The sequence below is a fragment of the Evansella tamaricis genome (assembly GCF_019042215.1).
In the GTDB taxonomy this organism is placed as follows: Bacteria; Bacillota; Bacilli; order Bacillales; family Salisediminibacteriaceae; genus Evansella; species Evansella tamaricis.
In genome coordinates, this window is sequence record NZ_JAHQCS010000057.1 from 51800 (window position 1) to 58644 (window position 6845).

Consider the following 6845-nt stretch of genomic DNA (forward strand, 5'->3'; position numbering starts at 1 on the left):
TTTTTAGCAGAATTCAATAATGCAATATGTTTCTTCATCGTGCTTTGAGCTAAAGACAACTGCATCACCAGATATATTCGTTAAATAATTTTTTTCGAAGAATGAAAGTGCAACTTCATTAGTGTGAATCGTAATAATTTTTCCGTAATCTATCGTTTCTTCAATGTGAACATTTTCAATATGCGCCTCGATGTGCAGGAATGGTTCACTCTGATAATCATGGTGATAATAAGCAATATTTATCTTGATTAAATCGTTATTTGCTTGTTTGATTAATTTATTGAAGGTCGTTTGATAGCTGTTGAATTGCTTAATATTGTTCACTTTCAACACCTTCTTTGTAATCTAAATAAAATTCCATCTTCAATTGTTCCATTGTAGGAAAGATGTTTTTAGATTTAAGGGTCTCATACAGGAATAAACGACCTTTTTGTGTCCATTTGGTTAGTAAGTTCACACCTTCCGAACCATCTTTTTTCTTATATGAAGTTGTTTCAGATTTTGTATAACCTAGACCTTTATACTTTCCGTACAACAACCATTGACCGTTCATTTTATATTGGATGCCGTGTTCATGGAGCAGTTTGTTAAACGCAATCGCCGACATCCCGTAATCATCTGCTATTTGAGTTGTGAGTAATAAATCATTAGATTTTAGAATTTCATCTACATAAGTAACTTTTGGTTCATATTCTGCAATTTGTTGTTCATACATTTTGTTCTCTGTTTTTAATTGCTCTACTTGTTTATTGGCGAATTCTAAAGCTCGTTTCATCACCATCTCAGGACTGTTCCATAATTTTTCTAAGTGGATAAAGTATTGTCTAGCCTGCTTTCCCTTTTTAGTACGTTGGATCATGGAAATTTCTTTTGCCATGTCTAATTTCAATAAATAATCCTTTGTTTCTTGGAGATTGGCAGGGTGGACAAAAGTGTCCGAGGTGAAATCTTGGTTTTCTATAAATCCATACTCGACCATTCGAGGAAACCACTTTCTGAAAGGTGTGCCAACCTCTAAAAAGTTATGAAGTTCTCTTGCACTTACAATAATTTCCTTATTATCGTTTTCTTTTGTTTCTATCAATTGATTCAAACTACTCACCTAATTTCTTGTTTTCGAATACCATTGCCATGTTGATGATATAAGCCAGATCTATGAGATCTTTTGCAGCATCGTCCTTTGAATACTTGGGGTCTTGATCTAAGTCATGAGCGATCCGAATCACTTCTAGCTGCCACTCCGACAGTTGATAAAGGTCGATGATGTCCATTTAGTCCTCCTTCTCAAAGGGATTTGTTAACCTCCGTTGAATTCTTATTGATAGGAAGGAGGATAACGATGAGAGACTTAATGATGATTACTTCGCTGACAGAAAATCAAATGTTGGACAAGCTCCTAATACTTAAAGGAATTTACAGGAACGGGTTTATTGAATTGAATAAAGCCACTAGAAATTATGATGCTGGTTTAGAGTTAGCTGATCTTTTTGAACAATTAGTTGCTAAGAACAGATCCTTACTTACAGATAGAGATTTAGATGATTGTCAGTTACTGATTGTTCAACTTAAGTTAACGTGTCTGGATCATTCAGACCGATGGAATGCTTTTATCAACTACTACGATGATCTTTCTCAATTTGATAATTACTCATTTGGCATGCGATCACTTTTAAATGTTCAAAAGCGCCGTTACGCAGTTATTAAACGAAAGATTGATCGCGCATCCAAAGGTAAAAAACTTGGTAATCTAGTACACCAAAAACAGTCGGAATTAAGTAATGAACAGATCTTGAATAGAGCTAAGCAAGTAATTGATTGGATTGAACATATTGCAAACGAAAAATAATTTTAATTATGCTGAACTTCTACCTGTTGCACTTTCTGCAACTTCACTCTCAAAAAAATATTCAATCGGATGATTAAAATAACTAGCAATAGTGTGTAACTCCTCAGCTGTAAACGATTGCGTACCAGTTTCTTTTCTTTGATAAGGGTAAAGGGAGTTAAAGCCAAGTACTTTAGCCATTTCGCTTTGAGATAACTTCTTTTGCTTTCTGAGTTGCTTAATTTTCTCTATATTTACTTTATGCATGTCCACACCTCCTAATTGCGTTTTTTGCAACTGCTTATTTTGATTATAAATCGCAATTTTTGCAAAGTCAATAAATATTTAGCGTTTTTCGCAATTTTATATTTGCTAAATATGCAAAGGTGATATTATTAAGAAAGGAAGGTTTAGGAATATGGGGGTTGTTTTAATGGGAAAAAGTATATTGGGCCGTCGGCTTAAGGAACTCAGAGAAAAACATAAATTAACTCAGAAACAAGTGGCCCCTAAATTCGGTATTACAAATTACCAGTTATCTAGATATGAAAACGATGAATCAAATCCAGATCCTGATTTAATTGTAAAGTTTGCAGAGTTTTATGGCGTTTCTTCCGATTATCTATTAGGAAAAACGGACAAACCTACATATGATGAAGATCTTAGTCGTTCTTATTACGGTGGTCCCGAAGACATAACTGATGATGAGCGTGAATATCTTGATAGACAGCTGGAACAATACCGCGAGTTAAAAAAGCAATTCATGGAGAAAAAAGAAGAAAATAAATAAGTCTTTCTCTTTTTTTACCTAACAACTGTAGAAATTTGTAATTTTAAGATATATCTTGAAATATAGGAGGGATTATACCTTGGATGAAGGAAGAATAAAAAAACCTCTTTATAAAAAGTGGTGGGTCTATGCAATTATTTTGTTTGTCATACTTGGAGTGATATTCAGTGGAGAGAACGAAGAAATCGCAGGGGAAAATGATAACAATCTTGTATTACCAGATTTCGAGATAGTTGAAGAAGACGATGTAAGTTTAGGAGATGTTATAAGAAAGAGCTACTGGATTTATCCAGAAGGTGGAACTTTAACAGAGGAACAATTTGAACAAACCTCGATTAATATAGTTGAAAACTTAAAAAAAGAGTTTGATTTTAATGCTATCTCCTTGTTTTTTATCGATGACCCCGATAATCCAGTTGGATACCAAATTGGAATGACTGAATATGTTCCAAATGGAGAATGGTCAGATGCTATCGAATATAGTGCCGGTGATTATAAAGATCATGAATATGTCTTCAAGTTTAATGAATAGCCCTTTGGGCTTTTCTTTTCACCATGAAACAGAACATATATTCGTATTTTGAGGGGGATATTAATGTACAACACGATTACAGAATCATGGATTATCAAGGAGTATCAAAAGAGAGACATAGTAAGAATTCAAGATTTATGCATTAAAAAAGTATCAAAGTCATTTAATATAGGCTTAATTTTCCATCGATATCGCAGTGAATGTATCCACGAAATGGATTTTGGAGTTATCTATGTTAATGAATTAAAACCACACGCCCAACAACGTGTAGAATTTTTTCATGAAATGGGACATGTTCTTAAGCACTATGGAGACCAAAAAACAATGCCGGATACATTTATGAGGTTGCAAGAACAACAAGCTGAAACATTTTCTCTTTATGCTGCTATGCCACTACACATTCTTGAACCTTTGCTGGATAATGGGATATCTATAAAAGAAATAACAGACTTATTTGATCTCCCTGAATATTTTGTAAGAAAGAGGTTGGCTCAACTAGATCGTTTGTACCTCAGAAGACGTAGTTATAAAAAACAAAAATTAATCGAAGATATTACGATAACTTATAGACAAAGTTACGATCCATCTAAATGGTCCGATGAAACATGGCGTATCATGGATCAACTAAAAAAACAAACGAACAAGGAGGTCATTAATCATGTGGGTTTATTACGAAGAAATAGACGGACTTCTTAATCCTAAGTGGGTAATTATAAATGCCGAAAAGGAAAATAATTTTCCTTTTTATAAAGTAAATGGTCCGTTCGAACGTTTTTTTGAAGAGGATATGACAGATGAGTTTAGAGGTGTTACTGTTACGATGGCATATTTAATAAGAGACCCATTTGAGGATTTATCCTTTGGAATAACTGTTGCAAGTTTAAAAGAAAAATATAATTTGGATGATGTGACACACTTTATTTTACTCGTTGATGATCTGCAAGAAATATTAAACATGGATATTTCAGAGCAATTACTAATTGTTTAGATGTTCGAAATTCGAACAGTAACTAATGCTTAGTTTTGATATTTTAATAGTGAGGTGATAATTAGATGGGTAGCATTGAAAGAAGAGGTAAAAATTCATTTAGACTGTCTGTTGTTATTGGATATGAAGAGGATGGGACACCCATCCGAGAACGGAAAACAGTGCAAGCAAAAAATAAAACTGAGGCTGGTAAAGAACTTACACTATTTGAATCTGAGCTCCTCTCTGGAAAATATCAAAAACCTACACTTATAACATTAAGAAAATTTTATGATGACTGGTTAGAATTATATGCACAAGATGCTTATGCCCCAGACACACTAAATGGTTATGTAAATAATCTTAACAAACGTATTCTACCTAAATACGGAAATATGAAACTGTCAGAAATTGAACAAATCCATGTAGCTAATTTCGTAAACGATCTAAAAAAAGATGGCCGACGACTGGACGGAAAAGAAGGTAAACTATCCCCCTCCACTATTAATAATGCCTATCGTGCTTTTAACAGCATCATGGCACGTGCAAAGGAATGGGGGTATATCAAAGAAAACCCCGCCTCCGGAATAAAGCTACCAAACGTTAAAAGTGTGAAAGCAAAAATTAATTATTCAGTGGATAACCTCTGGAAAATGATAGAATGCATTAAAGATGAACCCTTTGAAAAGCAAGTACTTTTTTGGGTTGCTTTTATTACATCTGCACGCGAAGGAGAAATAGCTGCTCTAGAAGAAAGACATATATTAAAAGATAAGAGTGCTATTTATTTCGAACAATCACTTTACGAGAAAAAGGGCGGTGGAGTTGGTATAAAAAGTATTAAAAATAAATTAGAAGGTGCTGCCGCCATCCCTACGGAATTAATGGAGTTGATTGATAAACTATTACATCAAAAGCGAAAAGAAAAGCTGAAAAGCAGAGACTTATATGAGTATGAGGATACAATCTTCTTATTTTCGAATGAGTTCGGTCGACCGATCCGTCCGGATAGTATTAGCCAATGGTGGATTCGATTTATTAATAAGAACAAACTACCTAAAATACGATTTCACGATTTACGGCATTTATCGATTACCTTCCTTATCGGAAAGAACGTACCTATGAAATCGATTAGTGAACGTGCAAGACATTCTCGAATTGGAACAACGATGGATATTTATGGCCACAATATCATTGAAGTGGACCAAGTAGCTGCTGACCATTTTAAGGTGTTTTTCCAGGGAAAAAATGCTTAAAAATAAAATCCTGCCCCAATCCTGCCCCAATTTAGGGATTTTCAAGAATAACAAAACATTTGTTCTATTTTTAGATAAGCAAAAACCCCTTGTATACCAAGGGGTTATCATATTTATCATTGGCGCGCCCTAGAGGATTCGAACCTCCGACCTACAGTTTAGGAAACTGTTGCTCTATCCTACTGAGCTAAGGGCGCATAAAATAAATTTTCCCTTTTTTATTTTATTGTATTGCTTCCATTCTCGCAAGACCTTAATGATGAGAGATGGTTTTTATACTTCAACATATAAGTTAAGTAGTCAAAAGTATAAAAAAAGACCTGTCTATACACAAGTCATAACTTTTTTATAATGGTGAGCCATGAAGGACTCGAACCTTCGACCCTCTGATTAAAAGTCAGATGCTCTACCAACTGAGCTAATGGCTCGCAGTATTTTCCACGATGCTAATTCATGACGCTTCCGGACGATGCTTTTCTCTGTTGTCTTACCTGTTTCTTCCTCTGATAGACTCACTTCGTTGTGTATGCGTCGAAACAACTCGTTGTCTTTTCTGGATGTAACGCTCGTCACTGAGCTAATGGCTCGCAGTATTTTCCACGATAGGATTTATTTTGGTGACCCGTACGGGATTCGAACCCGTGTTACCGCCGTGAAAGGGCGGTGTCTTAACCGCTTGACCAACGGGCCATTTATATTAATTAAATATGGCGGAGAAGGAGGGATTTGAACCCTCGCGCCGCTTACGCGACCTACACCCTTAGCAGGGGCGCCTCTTCAGCCACTTGAGTACTTCTCCAAAAGTGGCTCCACAGGCAGGACTCGAACCTGCGACCGATCGGTTAACAGCCGATTGCTCTACCAACTGAGCTACTGTGGAATATGGTGGGCCTGAGTGGACTCGAACCACCGACCTCACGCTTATCAGGCGTGCGCTCTAACCAGCTGAGCTACAGGCCCAAACTGTTATTTATTTTCAGTTTGAGAAGATAAAATGGAGCGGGTGATGAGAATCGAACTCACATCATCAGCTTGGAAGGCTGAGGTTTTACCACTAAACTACACCCGCATACTATACATAATGTTTTAATCATTTAATTTTAATGCTCTCTTCATCCACTCGCCTTTTTTCATGTCTCTTCCTCTACTAGATTTTCTCCGAAGCAAATCCGTCGAGACAACTCGTAGCTTTTTCTGAGGAGTAAACGCTCGTGGCTGAGGTTTTACCACTAAACTACACCCGCATTATTATATTTTAATCTATAAGATTTTTTACAATAACCCTCGGATCACTAACAATTGGCGCGCCCGAGAGGAGTCGAACCCCTAACCTTCTGATCCGTAGTCAGACACTCTATCCAATTGAGCTACGGGCGCCTCTGGAGCGGAAGACGGGATTCGAACCCGCGACCCCCACCTTGGCAAGGTGGTGTTCTACCACTGAACTACTTCCGCAAAATGGCTGGGCTAGCAGG

Annotated in this window: 10 protein-coding genes and 9 tRNA genes; 6 read left to right on the forward strand and 13 right to left on the reverse strand. The window is 36.4% G+C overall.

Annotated elements, in window-relative coordinates; all coding sequences use genetic code 11:
• Positions 1-3: 3 nt before the first annotated feature.
• The 3 genes from KS419_RS05085 to KS419_RS05095 are packed head-to-tail and all read right to left on the reverse strand — an operon-like array spanning position 4 to position 1271.
• A complete protein-coding gene (locus tag KS419_RS05085; protein WP_217065002.1) occupies positions 4-324 on the reverse strand; it encodes a hypothetical protein in 321 nt (106 codons plus the stop codon).
• Positions 311-1093: a phage antirepressor KilAC domain-containing protein gene (locus tag KS419_RS05090; protein ID WP_217065003.1), complete on the reverse strand. Its 783-nt coding sequence runs from the start codon at positions 1091-1093 to the stop codon at positions 311-313. Before KS419_RS05090 ends, KS419_RS05085 begins: the two co-directional genes overlap by 14 nt.
• 1 nt (position 1094) lies before the next feature.
• The gene (locus tag KS419_RS05095) at positions 1095-1271 is read right to left on the reverse strand and encodes a hypothetical protein (RefSeq protein WP_217065004.1); all 177 of its coding nucleotides are present in this window, start codon (positions 1269-1271) and stop codon (positions 1095-1097) included.
• A 68-nt stretch (positions 1272-1339) separates the two neighbouring features.
• Between KS419_RS05095 and KS419_RS05100 the strand changes: the two genes are divergently transcribed.
• The gene (locus tag KS419_RS05100; protein WP_217065005.1) at positions 1340-1846 is read left to right on the forward strand and encodes a P-loop NTPase family protein; all 507 of its coding nucleotides are present in this window, start codon (positions 1340-1342) and stop codon (positions 1844-1846) included.
• 6 nt (positions 1847-1852) lie between these two features.
• Here the strand turns inward: KS419_RS05100 and KS419_RS05105 are convergent, their stop codons facing one another.
• Positions 1853-2092 carry a helix-turn-helix transcriptional regulator gene (locus KS419_RS05105; RefSeq protein ID WP_217065006.1) on the reverse strand — a complete coding sequence of 80 codons (240 nt, stop codon included), beginning with the start codon at positions 2090-2092 and terminating at the stop codon, positions 1853-1855.
• Between the two features lie 151 nt (positions 2093-2243).
• On the opposite strand from KS419_RS05105, the gene KS419_RS05110 reads away from it, so the two are divergent.
• From KS419_RS05110 to KS419_RS05130, 5 genes are all read left to right on the forward strand, one after another.
• A complete protein-coding gene (locus KS419_RS05110; protein WP_246593658.1) occupies positions 2244-2615 on the forward strand; it encodes a helix-turn-helix domain-containing protein in 372 nt (123 codons plus the stop codon).
• Positions 2616-2694: 79 nt separating this feature from the next.
• Positions 2695-3147, forward strand: a complete 453-nt coding sequence (locus KS419_RS05115) for a hypothetical protein (RefSeq protein ID WP_217065007.1) — start codon at positions 2695-2697, stop codon at positions 3145-3147.
• Between the two features lie 63 nt (positions 3148-3210).
• The gene (locus KS419_RS05120) at positions 3211-3843 is read left to right on the forward strand and encodes an ImmA/IrrE family metallo-endopeptidase (RefSeq protein WP_217065008.1); all 633 of its coding nucleotides are present in this window, start codon (positions 3211-3213) and stop codon (positions 3841-3843) included.
• Positions 3806-4135, forward strand: coding sequence for a hypothetical protein (locus KS419_RS05125; protein ID WP_217065009.1), 330 nt, complete (start codon positions 3806-3808; stop codon positions 4133-4135). The genes KS419_RS05120 and KS419_RS05125 overlap by 38 nt, the downstream gene beginning before the upstream one ends.
• Positions 4136-4200: 65 nt before the next feature.
• On the forward strand, positions 4201-5370 hold the full coding sequence (locus KS419_RS05130; protein ID WP_217065010.1) for a tyrosine-type recombinase/integrase: 1170 nt from the start codon (positions 4201-4203) through the stop codon (positions 5368-5370).
• A gap of 120 nt (positions 5371-5490) precedes the next feature.
• Here KS419_RS05130 and KS419_RS05135 read toward each other — a convergent pair.
• The 9 genes from KS419_RS05135 to KS419_RS05175 all read right to left on the reverse strand — a co-directional run bounded on the left by KS419_RS05135 (position 5491) and on the right by KS419_RS05175 (position 6825).
• Positions 5491-5567 (reverse strand) — tRNA-Arg (locus KS419_RS05135).
• A gap of 155 nt (positions 5568-5722) precedes the next feature.
• Positions 5723-5798: transfer RNA gene (locus tag KS419_RS05140), tRNA-Lys, on the reverse strand.
• A gap of 187 nt (positions 5799-5985) precedes the next feature.
• A tRNA-Glu gene (locus tag KS419_RS05145) sits at positions 5986-6060 on the reverse strand.
• A gap of 18 nt (positions 6061-6078) precedes the next feature.
• A tRNA-Ser gene (locus tag KS419_RS05150) sits at positions 6079-6169 on the reverse strand.
• Between the two features lie 5 nt (positions 6170-6174).
• A tRNA-Asn gene (locus KS419_RS05155) sits at positions 6175-6250 on the reverse strand.
• 3 nt (positions 6251-6253) lie between these two features.
• Positions 6254-6330, reverse strand: a tRNA-Ile gene (locus KS419_RS05160).
• Positions 6331-6365: 35 nt separating this feature from the next.
• Positions 6366-6439: transfer RNA gene (locus tag KS419_RS05165), tRNA-Gly, on the reverse strand.
• Positions 6440-6670: 231 nt separating this feature from the next.
• Positions 6671-6747: transfer RNA gene (locus KS419_RS05170), tRNA-Arg, on the reverse strand.
• A gap of 3 nt (positions 6748-6750) precedes the next feature.
• Positions 6751-6825 (reverse strand) — tRNA-Gly (locus tag KS419_RS05175).
• Between the last annotated feature and the right edge of the window lie 20 nt (positions 6826-6845).

Coding starts and splice junctions, on each gene's coding strand:
- KS419_RS05095 (WP_217065004.1), bottom strand. CDS start 1,271: ATGGACATCATCGACCTTTATCAACTGTCGGAGTGGCAGCTAGAAGTG.
- KS419_RS05100 (WP_217065005.1), top strand. CDS start 1,340: ATGAGAGACTTAATGATGATTACTTCGCTGACAGAAAATCAAATGTTG.
- KS419_RS05105 (WP_217065006.1), bottom strand. CDS start 2,092: ATGCATAAAGTAAATATAGAGAAAATTAAGCAACTCAGAAAGCAAAAG.
- KS419_RS05110 (WP_246593658.1), top strand. CDS start 2,244: ATGGGGGTTGTTTTAATGGGAAAAAGTATATTGGGCCGTCGGCTTAAG.
- KS419_RS05120 (WP_217065008.1), top strand. CDS start 3,211: ATGTACAACACGATTACAGAATCATGGATTATCAAGGAGTATCAAAAG.
- KS419_RS05125 (WP_217065009.1), top strand. CDS start 3,806: ATGTGGGTTTATTACGAAGAAATAGACGGACTTCTTAATCCTAAGTGG.
- KS419_RS05130 (WP_217065010.1), top strand. CDS start 4,201: ATGGGTAGCATTGAAAGAAGAGGTAAAAATTCATTTAGACTGTCTGTT.